The 17,925-nt window shown below is 51.3% G+C and carries 20 protein-coding genes and 2 pseudogenes; 7 read left to right on the top strand and 15 right to left on the bottom strand.

The genetic code is table 11. The annotated features are described in order from the left end of the window. Positions 1–88: 88 nt before the first annotated feature. From ACK5JN_RS14545 to ACK5JN_RS14535, 3 genes are all read right to left on the bottom strand, one after another. Entirely contained in the window at positions 89–838 is a 750-nt protein-coding gene (locus ACK5JN_RS14545; RefSeq protein ID WP_416870829.1) for a terminase endonuclease subunit, read from the bottom strand. 4 nt (positions 839–842) lie between these two features. Then, positions 843–1,910, bottom strand: coding sequence for a phage major capsid protein, P2 family (locus ACK5JN_RS14540; RefSeq protein WP_416870828.1), 1,068 nt, complete (start codon positions 1,908–1,910; stop codon positions 843–845). A gap of 75 nt (positions 1,911–1,985) precedes the next feature. Then, positions 1,986–2,840, bottom strand: coding sequence for a GPO family capsid scaffolding protein (locus tag ACK5JN_RS14535; protein ID WP_016243390.1), 855 nt, complete (start codon positions 2,838–2,840; stop codon positions 1,986–1,988). A 165-nt stretch (positions 2,841–3,005) separates the two neighbouring features. Between ACK5JN_RS14535 and ACK5JN_RS14530 the strand changes: the two genes are divergently transcribed. From ACK5JN_RS14530 to ACK5JN_RS14515, 4 genes are all read left to right on the top strand, one after another. Next, positions 3,006–4,775, top strand: a complete 1,770-nt coding sequence (locus ACK5JN_RS14530; protein WP_046092409.1) for a terminase ATPase subunit family protein — start codon at positions 3,006–3,008, stop codon at positions 4,773–4,775. Then, entirely contained in the window at positions 4,775–5,821 is a 1,047-nt protein-coding gene (locus ACK5JN_RS14525) for a phage portal protein (RefSeq protein ID WP_072617345.1), read from the top strand. Before ACK5JN_RS14530 ends, ACK5JN_RS14525 begins: the two co-directional genes overlap by 1 nt. Positions 5,822–6,156: 335 nt before the next feature. Continuing rightward, entirely contained in the window at positions 6,157–7,296 is a 1,140-nt protein-coding gene (locus ACK5JN_RS14520) for a DUF262 domain-containing protein (RefSeq protein WP_416870827.1), read from the top strand. Positions 7,297–7,306: 10 nt separating this feature from the next. Next, positions 7,307–8,026, top strand: a complete 720-nt coding sequence (locus ACK5JN_RS14515) for an MAE_28990/MAE_18760 family HEPN-like nuclease (RefSeq protein WP_153689359.1) — start codon at positions 7,307–7,309, stop codon at positions 8,024–8,026. On the opposite strand, the gene ACK5JN_RS14510 is transcribed toward ACK5JN_RS14515, so the two are convergent. The 11 genes and pseudogenes from ACK5JN_RS14510 to ACK5JN_RS14460 all read right to left on the bottom strand — a co-directional run bounded on the left by ACK5JN_RS14510 (position 8,005) and on the right by ACK5JN_RS14460 (position 14,509). Beyond that, a complete protein-coding gene (locus ACK5JN_RS14510; RefSeq protein ID WP_416870845.1) occupies positions 8,005–9,051 on the bottom strand; it encodes a DNA cytosine methyltransferase in 1,047 nt (348 codons plus the stop codon). The genes ACK5JN_RS14515 and ACK5JN_RS14510 overlap by 22 nt on opposite strands. 124 nt (positions 9,052–9,175) lie before the next feature. Continuing rightward, positions 9,176–9,355 (bottom strand): annotated as a pseudogene (locus ACK5JN_RS14505) (DinI family protein); the annotation flags it as partial. Between the two features lie 119 nt (positions 9,356–9,474). Next, positions 9,475–11,700, bottom strand: a complete 2,226-nt coding sequence (locus tag ACK5JN_RS14500; RefSeq protein WP_416870826.1) for a replication endonuclease — start codon at positions 11,698–11,700, stop codon at positions 9,475–9,477. Next, a complete protein-coding gene (locus ACK5JN_RS14495; RefSeq protein WP_000058625.1) occupies positions 11,693–11,974 on the bottom strand; it encodes a DUF5405 family protein in 282 nt (93 codons plus the stop codon). The genes ACK5JN_RS14500 and ACK5JN_RS14495 overlap by 8 nt, the downstream gene beginning before the upstream one ends. Beyond that, the gene (locus tag ACK5JN_RS14490) at positions 11,971–12,678 is read right to left on the bottom strand and encodes a 3'-5' exonuclease (RefSeq protein ID WP_416870825.1); all 708 of its coding nucleotides are present in this window, start codon (positions 12,676–12,678) and stop codon (positions 11,971–11,973) included. Before ACK5JN_RS14490 ends, ACK5JN_RS14495 begins: the two co-directional genes overlap by 4 nt. Before the next feature lies 1 nt (position 12,679). Then, entirely contained in the window at positions 12,680–12,901 is a 222-nt protein-coding gene (locus ACK5JN_RS14485) for a TraR/DksA family transcriptional regulator (RefSeq protein ID WP_000752600.1), read from the bottom strand. Further along, the gene (locus tag ACK5JN_RS14480) at positions 12,901–13,128 is read right to left on the bottom strand and encodes a DUF2732 domain-containing protein (RefSeq protein WP_023333493.1); all 228 of its coding nucleotides are present in this window, start codon (positions 13,126–13,128) and stop codon (positions 12,901–12,903) included. The genes ACK5JN_RS14485 and ACK5JN_RS14480 overlap by 1 nt, the downstream gene beginning before the upstream one ends. A 67-nt stretch (positions 13,129–13,195) precedes the next feature. Further along, on the bottom strand, positions 13,196–13,534 hold the full coding sequence (locus tag ACK5JN_RS14475) for a DUF5347 domain-containing protein (protein WP_000963463.1): 339 nt from the start codon (positions 13,532–13,534) through the stop codon (positions 13,196–13,198). Next, complete coding sequence (locus ACK5JN_RS14470; RefSeq protein ID WP_040151250.1) at positions 13,498–13,698, bottom strand: phage filamentation protein Fil family protein; 201 nt, start codon at positions 13,696–13,698, stop codon at positions 13,498–13,500. The genes ACK5JN_RS14475 and ACK5JN_RS14470 overlap by 37 nt, the downstream gene beginning before the upstream one ends. 7 nt (positions 13,699–13,705) lie before the next feature. Further along, entirely contained in the window at positions 13,706–14,215 is a 510-nt protein-coding gene (locus tag ACK5JN_RS14465) for a phage regulatory CII family protein (RefSeq protein WP_020316738.1), read from the bottom strand. A 30-nt stretch (positions 14,216–14,245) separates the two neighbouring features. Continuing rightward, entirely contained in the window at positions 14,246–14,509 is a 264-nt protein-coding gene (locus tag ACK5JN_RS14460; RefSeq protein ID WP_001630878.1) for a hypothetical protein, read from the bottom strand. Positions 14,510–14,644: 135 nt separating this feature from the next. Between ACK5JN_RS14460 and ACK5JN_RS14455 the strand changes: the two genes are divergently transcribed. The 3 genes and pseudogenes from ACK5JN_RS14455 to ACK5JN_RS14445 all read left to right on the top strand — a co-directional run. Continuing rightward, positions 14,645–15,232: a phage repressor protein CI gene (locus ACK5JN_RS14455; protein ID WP_416870824.1), complete on the top strand. Its 588-nt coding sequence runs from the start codon at positions 14,645–14,647 to the stop codon at positions 15,230–15,232. Next, the gene (locus ACK5JN_RS14450; protein ID WP_416870823.1) at positions 15,232–16,266 is read left to right on the top strand and encodes a tyrosine-type recombinase/integrase; all 1,035 of its coding nucleotides are present in this window, start codon (positions 15,232–15,234) and stop codon (positions 16,264–16,266) included. The genes ACK5JN_RS14455 and ACK5JN_RS14450 overlap by 1 nt, the downstream gene beginning before the upstream one ends. A 46-nt stretch (positions 16,267–16,312) precedes the next feature. Continuing rightward, a pseudogene (locus ACK5JN_RS14445) lies at positions 16,313–16,888 on the top strand (ABC transporter permease); the annotation flags it as partial. Between the two features lie 159 nt (positions 16,889–17,047). Here the strand turns inward: ACK5JN_RS14445 and ACK5JN_RS14440 are convergent. Continuing rightward, positions 17,048–17,902, bottom strand: coding sequence for a co-chaperone YbbN (locus ACK5JN_RS14440; protein ID WP_064548044.1), 855 nt, complete (start codon positions 17,900–17,902; stop codon positions 17,048–17,050). Between the last annotated feature and the right edge of the window lie 23 nt (positions 17,903–17,925).

Raw genomic sequence — 17,925 nt, 5'->3', positions numbered from 1 at the left:
CCTCATTAGGTTGGGCGGTGGACGCCGGTCGCCGTCAGGGTCAAAACCCGCTTTGACCGGCGTGCCGCCCGGCTCGGGGAGCGTTCAGTTAACCGGCGGTTTTTACCGCCTTTGGTGGACGCCCGCGCTTTGCCGCCGGTTTGGTAGCAGGTTTGCGCGTGCGCGGTTTAGTCGTTTTGCGGGTTGCCGCCTCTGGTTTTGGCTTCAATGCGCGCTCCAGCCGCTCAATCTCTTTGCGTACACCGGCATTGCGGTCGAGCTGCATCGCGCGCTGAAACTGCGCCAGCGCTTCGGCGTCCTGACCGGCATCGCGCAGGGTCAGACCAGTCACCTTATGCAGACGGGCGCGCACCATATCGGGAACGTCAGCGCCGTCGGTCAGGCTGAGGGTGGTCAGCAGTAATGCGAGGTCGACAGGCTCACCGGAATCGCGCAGGCGCAGTGCGGCAAGTGCCACCTCCTCAACCAGCATGTAAGGCGTGGTGCGACGATGGTCTGAGGTGAGGCCGTATTTCAGCGCGTAGGGCGCAATCTCCAGCGCGCCAGCAACGTCACCGGCATCGAGTCGCCACAGCATGACGGTCATCAGAATGTCATCCTGCGCGCCACGGCCATCAGCCAGCACACCGGCAACCCACGGCGCGTAGAACGGCAGCAGCTCGCGCTTTTTCGCGGCTTTCAGTTCGTTTGAACGGATGGTTTTCAACGTGCGGCGGTCATCGGCCAGCTTTACCAGCATCTGCTCATAGGCGGTTGCGTGGCGCAGCGGGGCTTTTTCCCGCTGCGCGGCTTGAGAGGCCGAGACCCGCATCATGTGACGTTGTGCGGGGCTCGTCATGGGCTTACTCTCCGCTTTCCGGTGCTGCAGGTGCGGTGAAATCGCCCAGGGTGATGTTTTCCAGCAGGCACCCGGCGGCATACGCCTCGACCACATAGTCGATATTCATCGACTCGTAGTTTTCGACGCGGTCTTTTTTCGGGTTCTCATCAATGCTGCGGCGGTGACTCTCATCCATGAAGTAGATAGAGAGGTTTTCCAGTGTGGTGACGAATACCGCATTCGCCGGGACGTACGGCACGCGCACGGCGGGCAGGTTACCGATGCGCTTCTGGCTGATGATGATATCCGCCGCGAGCGACTCGGTGTTTTCCTGCTGTTTGTTCACCAGCGGGAAATATTTGTCGGCCAGCAGCTTACGGCCAACGATGGCAACGAGTTTCGGGTCATCCTGATAAATCTCATCAATCAAGTTATTGGTACCGTCCATCACCAGCGCGTCGAGGTTTTCATAGTCGCCATTTTTACCAACACGAATGACAGCAGAAACGACGTTGCCGTCAGCATCGGTGATTTTGCTCATCACGCGCGCCGGGGCTTCGTTGCGGTACTTCTGCAGCCAGCCGACGGCCACATCCTGCAGCATCGGATTTTTACTGCGGTCTGAGGTATCAGCGCGAGTGGTACCGTTGAACCCGGCCATGATGAAATCCAGCGCCTGACGCTGGACAATGGCGTCACGGATGCGGCGCTGGAAGTCCTGAAAACGCGCCCACAGGTCGAGGCGTTTATAGGTCAGGTGGAAGTCAAAGTTAATCTGATTGCACTCGTACTTGTTGGACTCAAGCGCGGTGAAATCTGCGGTCTGGCGTTCTTTGTCGCCCGAGGTGTCGGTCGTGCTGGCGATGGTGCCGGTCACACCGACGCCGATTTTCTCACCCTTCATTTCTGCGACCGGCAGAATGTTAATCATCTGCAGAAACGCGGATGACGCCTGCACGGTGTTCATCAGCGTTTGCGTGACGGACGGCTCGACGGTGAATTTTTTGCTGACGTCATCAACGCTGATGCCGTTCAGTTTGGCGAGCTGGGTCAGATAGGCATTGAACTTAAAACGGGTTTCCTGACGCATAGTATTTCCTGTTTGAATTAATCGGTTAGTCACAGCATCGGGCGGGGTTACCGCCCGGTTTCGGTCTGCGGTTTATCAGCAGTCGGTCAGCAGCTCATCACCGCCACCGCCGCTGGCTTTTGTGCGTCGCGGCTGGCTGAAACTTTCGGTTTTGTCGAGGGTGGTTTTCAGGGCGGAAAATGCCTGGCTGGTTTCTTCAACCTTGCCGGTCAGTTCCTGTTTGAAAGTGGCAAACGCGGTTTCCATATCGGAAAGGCGCTTATCCTGCGCGGTCAGATTGGTCTGCACATGCTCGCTGACGGTGGTCACCGCCTCATGCACATCATTCAGGCGCGCATCGTCGCTGACCTGTTTACGGCTGAAAATGGCTTTCACCTTATCGGCCAGGCTGTTGAGCACCGTGTCGGGAACATCTTCAAATTCCAGCTCGGCCAGCGTGGCGGCGGAAAAGACGTTTTCAGGGTTGGCCTTAAAGCGCTGCAGCGGGTTGTGCTTCGCGTTGCGGCAGAATTCGAGGTATTCAGTGCCGAGGCTCGCCGGGTCATCGGTGACGGCCAGACCAACGAGGTAGCATTTGCCGGTATTGGCAAAATTCGGCTGAATTTCCATTGAGGTGTAGACCTTCTGCGCGGCTTTATTCATCGCGATAAGGTCATCGGTCGGGGTGATTTTAGCGAACAACGCCCATTTGCCGTTAAGCGCAGAATCGTCGTCAATCTTCTCGGCTTTCAGCTCGACCACATCGCCATAACGCTTGAATACCCCATCAGGCAGCAGGCCGCGCAGGTGTTCAAGGTTGATACGGCAACCGTAGACTCGCGGGTCGTAGGTTTCGGCCATTTCCTGAATATCGCTGGCGCTGATAATGCGCCCGTCGCAGGTATCACCCTCGACGCCGATGCGAAAGAACTTTGAGACTTTTTTTGCCATTGTCAGGAGTCCTGAGGTTGGGGTTACTGGTCAACGCCAGTTTCCAGACTCAGGACACACCAGACCACCAATGACGACTGGACAACCGCCCACACAACAGCACCTTAGCGAATCACTGACGACCATTAAGTAGCCTTGCCCTGAATCCACTACGGCGAGGCATCAATGACCATTTCCACCGATACAACCTTGTTGCATGACCCGCGACGGCAGGCATCGCTGCTTTATTGGCAGGGCTTTTCCGTGCCACAGATTGCCGAAATGCTGCAGGTCAAGCGCCCGACCGTGCAGAGCTGGAAGCAGCGCGACGGCTGGGACGGCATCGCACCGATTTCCCGCGTTGAAAGCAGCCTTGAGGCGCGCCTGATTCAGCTCATCGCCAAGCCGCAAAAGTCAGGCGGCGACTTCAAAGAGATTGACCTGCTCGGGCGGCAGATTGAGCGACTGGCGCGCGTTAACCGCTACAGCCAGACCGGCAACGAGGTCGACCTAAACCCCAATGTCGCCAACCGCAACAAGGGTGAGCGCAAAAAGCCGAAAAAAAACTTTTTCAGCGACGAGGCTATCGAAAAACTGGAGGAATTATTTTTCGACCAGTCTTTCGAGTACCAGTTGCAGTGGTACCGCGCAGGACTGGCGCATCGTATTCGCGACATTCTCAAATCCCGACAGATTGGCGCGACGTTCTATTTTTCCCGCGAGGCACTGCTGCGCGCACTCAAGACCGGCCATAACCAAATCTTTCTGTCGGCCAGTAAAACGCAGGCTTACGTATTCCGCGAATACATCATCCAGTTTGCGCGACTGGTCGACGTTGACCTGACCGGTGACCCGATTGTCATCGGCAACAACGGCGCAAAGCTGATTTTTCTCGGTACCAATTCCAACACCGCGCAGAGCCATAACGGCGACCTGTATGTCGATGAAATATTCTGGATCCCGAATTTTCAGAAGCTGCGTAAAGTCGCCTCGGGCATGGCCTCGCAGAAGCACCTGCGCTCAACCTACTTTTCGACACCTTCCACGCTGGCGCACGGCGCTTACCCCTTCTGGTCTGGCGAGCTGTTCAACAAGGGGCGCAGCCGTATTGCCGACCGCATCGAAATCGACATCAGTCACAGTGCGCTCGCCGGTGGTCAGCTCTGCGACGATGGCCAGTGGCGGCAGATTGTCACTATTGAGGACGCCCTTGCCGGTGGCTGCACCCTGTTCGACCTCGACCAGCTCAAACGCGAAAACAGTGATGAGGACTTTAAGAACCTGTTTATGTGCGAGTTTGTCGACGATAAAGCGTCGGTATTCCCGTTCGAGGAGCTGCAGCGCTGCATGGTCGACGTGATGGAAGAATGGGAGGACTTCGCCCCGTTCTCCGACCATCCGTTCGGCTCGCGCCCGGTCTGGATTGGCTACGACCCGTCACACACCGGGGACAGCGCCGGGTGCGTGGTACTCGCGCCGCCGGTGGTCTCGGGTGGCAAATTCCGCATGCTGGAGCGCCACCAGTGGAAAGGCATGGACTTTGCCGCGCAGGCAGAGGGCATCCGCAAACTGACCGAGAAATACAACGTCGAATACATCGGCATTGACGCAACCGGCCTCGGTCTCGGCGTGTTCCAGTTGGTGCGCTCATTCTACCCGGCGGCACGCGGCATCCGTTACACGCCTGAAATGAAAACCGCAATGGTGCTCAAGGCAAAAGACACCATTCGCCGCGGCTGTCTGGAGTACGACGCCGGGGCGACCGACGTCACGCAGTCGTTTATGTCCATCCGCAAAACCATGACCAGCAGCGGGCGCAGCGCCACTTACGAGGCCAGCCGCACCGAGGAAGCCAGTCACGCCGATATCGCATGGGCGACCATGCACGCCCTGTTAAACGAACCGCTTTCCGCCGGTAGCGGCATGCAGCCTAAATCTATTCTGGAGTTCAACTAATGGGTAAGCAAAAATCCCGCAAAGCCGCTGCGCAGAAGGCCAGCAAGCCACAACACCTGACCGCCAGCGCACCGCCAAAAACAACAGCTTTCACCTTCGGCGAGCCGGTGCCGGTACTCGATAAGCGCGACATTCTGGATTACGTCGAGTGTATCAGTAACGGCAAATGGTACGAGCCGCCGGTCAGCTTCTCGGGGCTGGCAAAGAGCCTGCGCTCTGCTGTACATCACAGCTCACCGATTTACGTTAAGCGCAACGTGCTCGCGAGCACCTACATTCCGCACCCGCTGTTATCCCGTCAGGATTTCAGCCGCTTTGCGCTCGACTATCTGGTATTCGGCAACGCCTTTCTTGAGCAGCGCCACAGCGTCACCGGCCAGTTAATCAAGCTGCTGGCCTCACCGGCCAAATACACCCGGCGCGGGGTCGACGATTCGATTTTCTGGTTTGTGGAAAACTTCACTCTACCGCATGAGTTCGCGCCTGATACCGTGTTTCATCTGCTGGAGCCCGACATTAATCAGGAGATTTACGGCCTGCCCGAATACCTCAGTGCGCTTAATTCCGCCTGGTTGAATGAATCCGCGACGCTGTTCCGCCGCAAGTATTACCAGAACGGCGCGCACGCGGGTTACATCATGTATGTGACCGACCCGGCGCAGAGCGCGACCGACGTAGAATCGCTGCGCGAGGCGATGCGCAACTCGAAAGGGCTCGGCAACTTTAAGAACCTGTTTTTCTATGCTCCCGGCGGAAAACCGGACGGCATAAAAATCGTGCCACTGAGCGAGGTCGCCACAAAGGATGACTTTTTCAACATCAAGAAAGCCAGTGCCGCCGACCTGATGGACGCGCACCGCGTACCGTTCCAGCTCATGGGCGGCAAGCCCGAGAATATCGGCTCACTCGGTGACGTTGAGAAAGTGGCAAAGGTATTCGTGCGTAACGAACTATCGCCCCTGCAGGACAGGTTCAGGGAGGTAAACGACTGGCTCGGCATGGAGGTCATCAGGTTCAAAGAGTACACCCTCGACAACCCGGAATAATCCCCCTCAAGCCGCCAGCATGGCGGCTTTTTCATACCCCGCAACCATCACGCCTCAGTCGCGCCACGCGAGCACGACCACACCAGACCACCAACGAACCGATAGCGACCACGACAGCGCCATCACGACGCGCTCAGACGATAATTTTTATTATTGCGCACCACCGCTGGCGCGCAATGCTTTCCCCGCCACGCCTGCCCGCTTTATGGGTCGGTTTTAATGCAACTGCATTATCCAGGCAATCCCTTGCCACTACTGGATTGGCTGGTATAAATTAGCTTATTGTTTGACATGCAATTTTATGCACTTACACGCACAGTATGGATGAAAATATCATGGCGAGAAAAAAAGCGGAACACACACCAAAAACGAAAGAAGAAAAGGAACTATTAGACCAAAGCATCGTTGAGATGCAAAAAATCACTGACCATGAAATTCGAGAGTTCCCTATCAGCGTCATCGTTGACAAGTTTCAGACAGGTCTTGTCGAAGATGAAGCAGAGCTGTTCATCCCTGACTATCAGAGGGAATTTGTCTGGAATAACAAACAAAAATCCCGTTTCATTGAGTCCTTGCTTTTGAACCTACCTATTCCTTATATATTTGTCGCAGATATTGGATCTGGAGAAAATGAGGGTAGACTTGAAATAGTTGACGGTAGTCAGCGCATAAGAACACTCCACCAATTCACAAACAACATGTTGACACTGGAAGGGCTTCAAAAGTTAGTAACCGCAAATGGTTTTAAATACTCTGATTTCAGCACTCCCCGCCGCTTACGTTTCGATAGAAAAACGATTCGAATGATCGAACTTACCGAGCATTGTGATGAAGAAACAAGAAGAGAGATTTTTGACCGACTTAACACCGGCGGCAAGAAATTAACGACAATGGAACAACGTCAAGGTAGCAACGATGGTCCATTCCTTGCCTTTGTCAATGAAATCTCTGAGGACGCTCTTTTCCAAAGTATCTGCCCATTAGGTGATGCAAGAAAACGCCGCTCTGAATATCCAGAGTTAGCACTACGCTACTTTGCATATACAGAAGAGTATCTTGAATTCAGAAAAAGTGTTGATGAATTTTTGACGACTTATTTGAAGCGTAAAAACGCTGAATATACTGAAGAAGATGCCGCAATGCTAGCAGCAAAATTCCATAAGATGTGTAAGTTTATTGAAACTTATTTCCCTAATGGATTCAGGAAAGTTAAAAATGCCACTACAGTACCGAGAATTCGCTTTGAAGCCCTTGCTGTTGGTGCAACGTTAGCATTAGAAGAAGAACCAGACTTAGTACCACAGAATATTGAAGACTGGATTAATTCCAAAGAATTCATTACCCACACCCGCTCAGATGCCAGCAACTCGAAACCGAAAGTAAAAGCACGTATTGAATATGTTAAAAACAAATTACTTGGAAGAGATGTGGTTGAAGAAGTGAATGAGGAAGATGAAGTTGATGAAGTGGAATGAGGTGAAATAAATGGAGGAAATGACCAGTAAAATTCTTTTCAGCGAAAGAATGCAAGATATCAATGAATATTTTTCATTCATTCAATTATTAATAAACAAGAGACCTTCTCTTGTTTATAAGGAAAATCCAGGTGATGAGCCCACGACACTCACCGTTGATATGGACATGACGCATATTCTTAAGGCAAATGCGTTTATAATTTTATATAACCTGATAGAAGCAACCATTTCCAATGCGATTGAAGACATTCATAATGTGTTCATGTCCAACGATGCATTATGTATAGACACAATAAATGAAAACCTAACAAAGGTAGCATTTCAAAGCCTGCACTCACCAAATGGTCAAATAGATTTTTCACAAGGGAATATAGCAAAAGTTATATTAAAGGAATGGTTGGCCGCTCATAAAAAACTAATCGAAGCAAATAAAAACCCATTATTCTCGGGAAATGTTGACGCAAAGAAAATTAGAGAGGTTGCAGAAAAATATGGTTTTTCCTCAGATACAAACGCAGAAGTCACACGTAACGGCTATAATTTACTTCCAATAAAGAAAGCAAGAAACGACCTTGCACATGGTTCTGAATCGTTCAGGAATAAGGGTAGAGACACTTCTATTGATACGTTGGTAGAAATGAAGGATGAAGTTTTCCACTACCTCAACTGCATCCTTGATAACATACAAACCTATCTTGATACACAGTCCTATTTAAGAGCTGCCGGTTGAAATTCGCTCAGATGCTGAACGATCGAGAGACCAATGGCTTTACCTAAGTTAACGGGAACAGCATTACCTATCATGCGGCCTACATTCTTCATCTTGATAGATTCGCCTGGTTGCGCAAATGAGTATGTAATAGGAAATGTTTGAAGTAATGCTGCTTCCCTAAGTGAGATGGCCCGATGTTGTTCTGGATGACCGAAACGTCCATTCCCGAATCCATAACAAAGAGTTGTTATTGTTGGACTCGGCTTATCCCAAGACATGCGGCCATAGACACTACCGTAACCCTGCCCGCTCTCCTTCGCATGACATGAAGCTATTAATTCAGGTGGCCAATCTCTCCATGTACCTCCGGGCTTAGAATGCAAGATACGTTTGAGATTGATTTCACTCAATTTGCTAGCCTTATGGAGAGGATCTTTTGGGTCTGTTTGACCCGCTTCTAATGCCGTCAAACCACCTATACAGTCTTTAACCGTCAGCATAATGTCTGATCGTGGTTTCACTAAAGAAATAGGTGCGAATTTTGAGGCAAGCAACACATGCCTAACCCTGTTCTGCGGAACACCAAAATCAACGCATTCAATCCTATCTGCCCAAACATGATAACCCATTGAGCTTAGGCTATTGTAAAAATCATCATAAACGGAATGTTTCGTCACATCAGGAACATTCTCCATGGTAACGATCTCAGGATTAGTTGCCCTTATTAATCTTTCGAATTCATATAGTAGCGGCCACTTTTTATCATTTTTTTTATCTTTCCCCTGAGTGTACTTGGAAAAGGGTTGGCATGGAGCACAGCCAGCTAAAACCCGAACACTAGCCCCTTCAAAAAGGTTATCAATTTCTTCTTTAGTCACCAGAGATATATCTTTTTCAATGAAAAGTGAGTCGTTATTGCTTTCGTAAGCGACACGACAATCACCTTCCAAATCAATGCCGGCAACAACGTCCAAACCGGCTAAATGTAAGCCATGTGTTAAGCCGCCTGCGCCGCAAAAAAGATCAACAACTTTTACCGCCATCTTAGTCTCCGATTTATTTCCAAACGGAGTATAACTGGAGATCTGTAAAATCTCGAGCATTTTAACAGAACCTTACCCAGTATATGCCGCTTCAACCCTGCTACTCACCTTCATCAATCTCGTATGGTTTCGCAGAGAAAACAACAGAAAATGACTTATTTCTCAACAAGTTTCCTCTAGCAATTTCAGCTATGAGATCCAGTGCAATCTCACGATCCTTTTCCTGACATACCCCCTCGGTAGTCAGTCGCGCAATCATTTCCACCCGTTCAAGCATGACCCGCTCATTCAATTCATTATCCACAAGACCTCCTCAAACGAGATACTGTATAAACATACAGTAACACGTATTAGCAAAAGGTGTGAAGAAAAAAATCACAGTTAAATTCACTGTATGTACATGATATGGATGAATATTAGCGGTTACATTTTCGTAGCCAGTTCAGCTAAAGCCGCAACACGATTAAGGATTTTCTTGGCTTTAGCCTGATGCGATGGCGCTGCGGAAAATATTTCTCCTTTGGACGTTCCGCGTAGCCATTTGCCATCAAAACAACTTTTACCACCGGCCATCAAGTGCAGGGATTCTCCCCGGCTGATTGTGATGCCGGTTGTCAGATGTATCTCGTCGATAGTTTTCGCTATAGCTGCGTTTTGCTCATCCCTTCCGTGGATAAATTTTCGCCGTGTTGCTGGCTTTTGCTTCCTTAGTCGGTTGGTCAGCTCCCGTCTTTCACGCCGACTTAGTGGTTTTGTTAAATCCAGTATCGGTGGATCGCTTTCACTTCCCGTACAGTTATTGACAGAACTCCGAGAGGGCGCAGGAGCGCCCTTAACGTCAACGGCCAAATCAACGGCACGCTTCGGTACAATTTTCCACTGCGTTAGCCGGGTTAAAATCGGGGTACCAGCACCGACAGCAGAATCGTACACGCCACGGATGCAGACGGTTTCCTCACCATACTGGTTAAACTCGGCGCGCGGTTCATACAGCGTGCGCACCTGCAAATCATCGCGACGGACAAACGGGCCACCCTGCGCATTAACGTAACCAGCCCAGTCACCGGCGTCAGCGGCATCATGGACGGCGGCAAATTCAACGCTCAGACCGTGCGCGGTCTCGGTATCGGCGAGACGACGCAATTCACGGTAGACCGTCACCGGCGCACCGCCGATAAACTGGAATTGACGAATGTGCCAGCGCGCCGCCCATGCTGATACAGCGGGGGCTGTCTCTTTCAGCAGCTCACCGCTTTCGTCATCGGTTTCACCATCAAGAGCATAGCCGTCGATATTTTTCGAAATGTATTTAGCAACATAGCCGGTAGCGCTGCCTTTTTCCTGGTCAATGGCCTCGGCATGAAAGCGCGCTTTTTTGGCTTTATCGCTTCTCAGTTCGTGGCGGTCTTCCTCCCACGCATAATCACGGATGATGAGGCGCACGCGCTCGACGTCTTCCGGCAACATGAACATAAGCATGTGCCAGTGTGGCGTTCCGTCGTGATGAGGTTCGGCAACACGGATGCCGAAAATGCGGATTTCTTCCCGATGTAACTTGGCACGAATGCGCGCCCAAAGGCCGGTGAGATAACTTTGCGTGTCCGACGGGCTGGCTCCTTTCCATTTGGTGTTACGGTAACCCGCCTTAGTTGTGGCGTGATATTTTGACGGCGCGGTCAGGGTATAAAACTCACCGACATAACCGAGCTCATTGCAGATATTTTCAAACCCACGGATGCGGGTCATCAGCTCGCAGCGACGTATCGCAGGGTTAGCGACCGAGCCATCGTATTTTTCAATCAGGCTGATGCGGTTGCCGTCTTCGTCTTCGAGATCCAGCCCCTTGAGAAATTCACGCGTGCGGCGCTTTTGCTCGCGCCAGTCGGTCACGCAGATTTTACTCGCATAGACATGTCTTTTCTTGCTGACGTTGCCAGCGGCAATGTGCAGGTGTTCGCGCCATGCAGCCGCAATGCGCCGTAATCGGCCACGCCACCAAACCTCATTAAACATGCGAGTGATAGCAGGGGCTATTTCATCCTCACCAACATATTTCTTTGTCACCCTCTCCCAATGCGGCGGGGTAACGTTGAATTGCAGGGAAATGAAACCGGCTTGCATGTACCAGGTGTACAGCGTTTTAAGCTCGCTAAATCCGGTGTCATCAATGTCAGCCAGTTCAGCGCGAATGAAATTAGCGATATCAGCGGCCAGCAGGTCAATATCGGCGCGCGACATATCCGGGAGGCGGTTATATCTGGCAACCATATTGACCATGCGTGACGCCAGATATTGCATAAGCTGGGTATCAAAATGACCGCCAAAAACAGCGGCTGATACGTTGCTGTGGATACCTGCACACTCATATTTTTTTGCGACCAGTTCAAGACGCGGCAATGCCTTTTTGCAGAAGCTGATTAAAAAGGCATTGGCTCGTTGACTGCCCTGATTTTGCTCCAGCACTGCAGCGGTGCGATAAACGTCAAAGCGCACGCACTCAGGCTGGAGAGAAAGCACCTTTCTCGCATGCAGCAAAGCCGCGAACATACGGTCGCGGCGATACTGTTGGTCGTAGGTGAGATATGGGCTGGCTATTGCCGACCGTGGAGCATTCCACGGATAAGCATAAGCAACCGTAGAGCTATGCATCAACGCTAGCCCCTTGAATGGCTGCTATGCATAGTTGCCCTACCCGCTCAATTTCTACCGCCATAGCGTCAATGGCAGTAATATCCGAGCCATGAATCTGATGGTGTATCAGGCCGGAAATAAGCTGGTTAATCTTCGGATAATAGCCGATAGTGTCGAGCCATTCTTCACCAGCTTTTTTACCGGACTTAACGACTTTCTTTTCATTCAGGATGAATTGATATTGGTCGCTGGTAATAACCCATTTGTCACCTATTACAATGCGGAGGCTCATTTTTTACCCCCGGCAATAGAACGGATTACACCCAACGTCAGATAGCAATCATAAAGCGCACGGTGCGGATTCTCGTCAATTTCTTCCGGCCACGCATCCAACGATGTAGCGGCGTCGGTTAGTTTCTTCCATTTGTATTTGCGGCGTTTTTTATCCCACTCCCCGTTATATTCAGCATAGAGTTGCATAGCACACTCAGGCATACCAAAATAATCAGGGTCAACGCGAGAGCCTGACGCTTGCTCTAACATTCTCGCGTCAAATTTCGCATTATAAGCAACCCAGCCGTGCGATATTAGCTCTAAGACTTGAGGTAACATTTCTTTCCAGCTTGGCGCATCCTCAACCATTTCATCAGTGATGCCATGAATCTCGGTAGCTTCTGCCGGAATATCTTTGGATGGTTTAATAAGGGTGTTAAGCAGAATAGCACCGGTACAGTCGATGATTGATATTTCAATTATTTCGGCTTCTCTGTTCAGCCCCGTAGTTTCGGTATCAACAATAACGATATTTTTATTAATCCATCTGTTAGCAATCTCGCGTGGTGATTCCACTCGGTCAGAATGGTAAATAATACGGTCAGCCATCGCCCAGCATGTGCGGATAGCCTCATCAGGATTAGCATCATTAAACTGGTCTTTATGAGATAAAAAACCGTTAAATATCGCCGCGAAAAATGCCTCTCTTTTATTCAGTTCCATATTAAACACCTCTGTAATGCTTTGATTTGAGTTCTTCGATTTGCTGGCAGGTCACGCAAAAAGCCACGCCCGGAATCGCAATGCGGCGAGCTTCCGGGATTGGTGCGTCACACTCTTCGCATAGAAAACGGGAAGGCGCAGCGATACGGCTGCGCGCGTTGCTTATGTGGCGTTCGCGGTCTTCCTGCTCGCGCAGTTGTGCTAAATCCATTGCATCGGCCATTAGTGCAGCTCCTGTGATTCGTTCTCAAAGCGGGTGGCTTCACGGCGCAGCAGTTCAGCGGCTTCGGTGCCGCTCATCCCCTCTTTGGTGATATGAATCGCCAGTGCCTCAAGACGGATTGAAACAGCGAGTGCGCGGTCTTTACGTTCTTCTTTTTTGGCATCGGTCAGCAATACGGCCAGCGCATCGCTATCAGTGTTAAAACTACGGGTTACGGTATTACGCATAATTGATTCTCCTGATTTCGGGCAATAAGAAGCCCGGCGGGTTTACGCCATTAAATTTCTGTTTGGATTAATTCGGCATGGTTAGCCGTTTGGGAAATAAACTCACCACTGCACGAAAATGATTCATCGCTGTAATAAGCGCCTTTTTCTCGTCAGTAGTCAGCTCACTTAATTCGAGCTCATGACGAGCCGCCGGGATTTTTGCCAAAAAGAAAATAGCGGCCAGCGCCCGATTATTTTCTTCAAATTGTGGGTCACGTTTATCGCGCATATCATCGACAAATCGCTCAACCTCTTTCCAGCTATCGCCCCAATATCTCGCGCGCAGTTCAGCCACATGATTGAGACCGGCCAGACGTTCACCCGCTTTTAGCGGAACAGTTGCGGAAACAGCTTCGATAGCCATGATTCCCCCTGCTTTTGAGTAGAGAGGCCAGCAAGTAAATCAGCCTGTGAGCGGCTCGGGTGCCAACGCTTGCCGTCCTTACCTGCGATCCAGCCGTGGCCGTAGTGCATGCCGGGGCTTTGTTTAACGAGCAGAGACGCGAATGACGGTTCACTTTTCAGCATACGCACCTCAAATCAGCCCGAAGGATGCGCCAATACCGCTCATGGTATCGACCACGCTCGACATAGCGGGATTAGTCTGCAGACGCGCATGCAACGCCAGCGCCGACAACGACAACATGCGAATGCCAGCATTAACGCTTTCAATCATGTTGTGCTTACGGGCAGAGGTCAGGCGTTCATCAGATACCGCACCGCTCGCCAGCTCGCCGAGTTCACGCATTGCGCGCATGACATAAGACTGCAATTTGTCTTTAGCCAGCTCATTAACCGGTACACATGGCAGGCAATGAATCTGCGCCAGAAAACCATCAACGAGGGTTGAGTCTTCGGTAAGGTCAGTTAGTAGCCACAATTCAGGCGGCGTGAACTGGTGAGGCTGTTCCGGGTTGAGTTTGTTACGTAACGTCTGAACATTCATACCCGCACGCTCGGCCAGCTTCGCCATGTTGTGACGCTGCGCAAAAGCGCGGCATGCTTCGTCATAGTGGGGATGTTTGGAAACCTGAAAATCAAACATGTTGCATCCTTAAAATTCACATAAAGTGAATCAAGCGCCAATGACGAGTTGAAAACGGGAATGACCCAATGCCTTACGCAACTGTTCTTCTTTCCAGCGTGCGTAATAAATACGAATCGGGCCACCTGCTTTCTTACAGCCTTTACGGATGGTGCGGGGTTCGATTGGTACACAAGGGTTGTCGCCGGTTGTCCAGCGGTAAGCGGTGCGTTCAGAAACACCCTCAAGCTCTGCGAATTGTTGCAGAGTAACGATAGGTGCAGGCACTTTGATGATTGCGATTTCAGAAGCCATATTGCATGATTCCCTATTTGCCAATACTTACAATTAATGGTCATCAGTTTGCCAACGTTTGCCATTAATCACATTAGGTTTAGCCGCATACTAATGCGCATAAACCGCAACAGTCAATACGTGGATGCGAATTTTATGCAAATCGATTCAGGAATCAGTAACGAACATGTCTTAGACAGGATTTGTGATGTTTACGGTTACGCCCAAAAAATACAGCTTGCTCGGCACTTCAATATCGCTGCCAGCTCCTTGCAGAACCGCTACACGCGGGGCAGTATCTCTTATGACTTTATCGTCCATTGCGCTCTTGAAACTGGTGCCAATATTGAATGGTTGCTTACCGGAAAAGGGGATAAATTCGCAAACGACAAAGCATCTCCCTCTTGCACATCTGAGGAACTGACCATCAAATCATTCACATTAAGTGAAGGGAAACTGGTTGATGAGTCAGAAATAAGAATTTCAAAGTCACTTTTTAGCCGAGCCCCCCTTAACCCACAATGCCTACGGTCAGACAACGTAATTCACTTTCTTGAGCTTGATGCTTCGCTCTCCGATGGCTCATGGCTTGTAGATATTGAGGGGGCAAAAAGTATCCGCGAGTTAACTGTTTTGCCTGGCAAAAAGTTACATGTGGCAGGCGGCAAAGTACCGTTTGAGTGTGGGATTGATGAGATAAAAACGATTGGCCGTGTAGTGGGTGTATACAGCGAGGTTAATTGATGACTGTCCGTAAAAATCCGGCTGGCGGTTGGATTTGTGAGCTTTACCCAAACGGTGCAAAAGGCAAACGCATCAGAAAGAAATTCGCTACTAAGGGCGAGGCTCTGGCGTTTGAACAGTACACCGTTCAAAACCCGTGGCAGGAAGAAAAGGAAGACAGGCGCACGTTAAAAGAGCTGGTTGATTCATGGTATAGCGCTCATGGCATTACACTGAAAGACGGCTTGAAACGCCAGTTAGCCATGCACCATGCTTTTGAGTGTTTGGGCGAACCACTCGCACGCGATTTCGATGCGCAGATGTTTTCCCGCTACCGAGAAAAACGGTTAAAAGGTGAGTATGCCCGTTCAAACAGAGTGAAAGAGGTATCACCTCGCACGCTTAATCTTGAGCTTGCCTACTTCCGGGCAGTATTCAATGAGCTAAACCGCCTCGGAGAATGGAAGGGTGAAAACCCACTGAAAAATATGCGCCCATTCCGCACAGAAGAAATGGAAATGGCCTGGCTAACTCACGACCAAATTTCGCAACTGCTCGGAGAGTGTAATCGGCATGACCACCCTGATTTAGAAACCGTGGTAAGAATCTGTCTCGCCACTGGCGCACGGTGGTCTGAGGCCGAGAGCCTGAGAAAAAGCCAGCTCACGAAATACAAAATCACATACACCAACACGAAAGGCAGAAAAAACCGCACCGTCCCAATCAGCAAAGAGCTCTATGAGTCTCTGCCTAATGATAAAAAAGGCCGGTTGTTTAGTGATTGCTATGGCGCGATCCGGTCAGCTCTGGAAAGAACAGGCATCGAACTACCGGCAGGGCAGCTTACCCACGTTTTGCGCCACACCTTCGCCAGCCACTTTATGATGAATGGTGGTAATATTTTGGTCTTGCAGCGCGTACTCGGCCATACCGACATAAAAATGACAATGCGATATGCGCACTTTGCCCCTGACCATTTAGAGGATGCCGTGAAGCTCAACCCACTGGCGGTGAGTGGCGATAAAGTGGCGGTAGAAATGGCGAATAATGGGTAATCATTGGCAAACAATGGCAATCTATGTCAATGATAAATAACGCAAACTATTGTTTATCTGCTTCAACGCGGCGTATAACGCGCAAAAGCGCAGCAAATATATCGACAAAGCCTTTGTGTCATCATTTATCGCCATTACCACCGGGGCCGGGCTGACGCTGGCGGTGCTGGTTTTCTCCGGCTCGATTGCCTTTGTGCCGATGCAGGTGATCCCTATCTCTGGGATGATTGCCGGTAACGCGATGATTGCGGTGGGCCTGTGCTACAACAACCTCGGCCAGCGCTTTAGCGCCGAGCAGCAGCAAATTCAGGAGAAGCTGAGCCTGGGGGCCACGCCGAAAATGGCCTCCGCGCGGCTGATTCGCGAGAGCATTCGCGCATCGTTAATCCCGACCGTGGATTCGGCGAAAACCGTGGGGCTGGTGAGCTTACCGGGGATGATGTCGGGGCTGATTTTTGCCGGTATCGACCCGGTGAAGGCGATTAAGTATCAGATTATGGTCACTATTATGCTGCTTTCTACCGCCCGCCTGTCGACCATTATTGCCTGCTATCTGACCTATCGGAAGTTTTACAACGCCCGTCACCAGCTGGTAGTAACGCAGTTGAAGAAGCGTGGGTAACGTTGCCGTGGGTTCCCGGAGTCGGCTTTGCCTCGTCCGGGCTACATATAACTGCAAACTGTAGCCCGGCCGAGCAAAGCGACGCCGGGATTTGCACCTGAGCCGCCTCGGGGTCGGCGTGAACGCCTCGCCCGGGCTACAAATGTGCACAAGATGAGATCAGTACAGCAGCGAATACAGCTGGCGGCGGTACTTCGACGCCAGCGCGTCGCCGGTGCCGAGCGCCGCCAGAATTTCCTGCAGCATTTTGCGCGCCTGACCATCGGCCGCGCCTAAATCTTTGCGCAGGTGGCTGAACAGCAGCTCCAGCGCCTCTTCATTACGCCCAACCTGATGCAGCTGAAGTGCCAGCTTCGAGGCCAGCGCCGCGTCGTCCGGGTTCTGCTCAACCTGCTGCTGTAGCTGCTGAATCTCCGGCGTATCCGCCGCTTGCTTCAGCAGCTCAATCTGCGCGACCAGCCCCTGATAGCGGGTATCCTGATCCTGCATTGGGATGGTTTTCAGCACCGCTTCCGCGTCTTCAGAACGGTTGAGCGCAATCTGCGTTTCCGCCAGCAGCAGGCCAATCTGGCTGTCCTGGCCGGAGAGCTGCCACGCGTCTTTCAGCAGCGGCAGCGCTTCGGCGTGCTTGCCTTCCTGAATCAGCGCCAGCGCCTCTTGCGCCTTCAGCTCTTCTTCACGCGGCAGCACTTTATCGAGCAGCGCGCGAATGGCTTCTTCCGGCTGCGGGCCCTGGAAGCCGTCAACCGGCTGGCCGTTCTGGAACAGATAGACGGTGGGAATCGCGCGCAGGCCAAACTGTGACGCGACCATCTGCTCGGCGTCGCAGTCGACCTTCGCCAGAATAAACTGACCGTTGTACTGCGCCGCCAGATTTTCCAGCACCGGCGTCAGCTCCAGGCAGTGCTGGCTGCGCTCGGACCAGAAGTAGAACAGCACCGGCGTGGCAACGGACTGTTCCAGCGTCTGGTGCAGGTTAGCTTCAGTAATGTTTACGATATTCTGTACGGACATGAGTCATTCTCTGTAGTCGGTTT

The sequence above is a fragment of the Kluyvera sp. genome (assembly GCF_047971185.1).
Taxonomy (GTDB): domain Bacteria; phylum Pseudomonadota; class Gammaproteobacteria; order Enterobacterales; family Enterobacteriaceae; genus Kluyvera.
Note: the sequence above shows the minus strand (reverse complement) of the source record. Positions and strands in the feature narration are given on the sequence as shown.